Annotated in this window: 2 pseudogenes (1 of these 2 running past the window's edge); both read right to left on the bottom strand. The window is 45.8% G+C overall.

Going from position 1 to position 671, the window contains the following annotated elements:
* A pseudogene (locus ALO64_RS24990) lies at positions 1–407 on the bottom strand (LPD7 domain-containing protein); the annotation flags it as partial.
* A pseudogene (locus tag ALO64_RS26610) lies at positions 397–671 on the bottom strand (plasmid mobilization protein); it runs 444 nt beyond the window's last position. The pseudogenes ALO64_RS24990 and ALO64_RS26610, both read right to left, overlap by 11 nt.

Below are 671 nucleotides of genomic sequence, written 5' to 3' on the forward strand. Positions count from 1 at the left end.
CTGAGCAAGTTGATACGCGGAATGATGATATGAATGTGAGGCTTGCGGTCAATCACCTCGCCGGTTTTCCTATCAGTGACCGTCTTCTTTTTTGGCAAGTGCGCTTCGGCATACAGATTAAATTCTTCAGGCTTGTACGCATGCATAAAGAAGTTCTTGAAGTCGGTCGTCACTGCCTTGAGCACTTCAGGTGACACCGTGTCCTCTTTAAAGCTTAGCGTGAACGTGAGGTAACGATCTTGCCCATGATCCGGGATACTTTCATAGATGGCCCTGGTCACGCTGAGCTGCCCCTCAATGATCAACCGATGGTCCAATTCATCACGAGTAAACTCTCGACCTGATTTATTGCCTTGTTCTAAATACTCCTGCGCTCCGGTGTTATAGCCACTGACTCTAATCAGCATATTCTATACCTGCTAATAAAATCGTCTCGATGACCATCAGCGTTTCATACCACTTGTCTCTCACACTGTCGGTGATAATGCCCCTGTCACTCGCCGCTTTTGCAATGTAAGCCAACTGAGAAATGTTGTTACCGGCTTTATTGACGATAAATACAATTCGTTTCCTAAACCCGGTAAACTCTCTAAACACAGGAGCTTTATTTAAAATCAGCTCCCTGAAAAAGGCTGATGCAGAACAGCCCGCCCGTTTGATCATGTCATCAA

The sequence above is a fragment of the Pseudomonas meliae genome, assembly GCF_001400515.1.
GTDB lineage: Bacteria > Pseudomonadota > Gammaproteobacteria > Pseudomonadales > Pseudomonadaceae > Aquipseudomonas > Aquipseudomonas amygdali.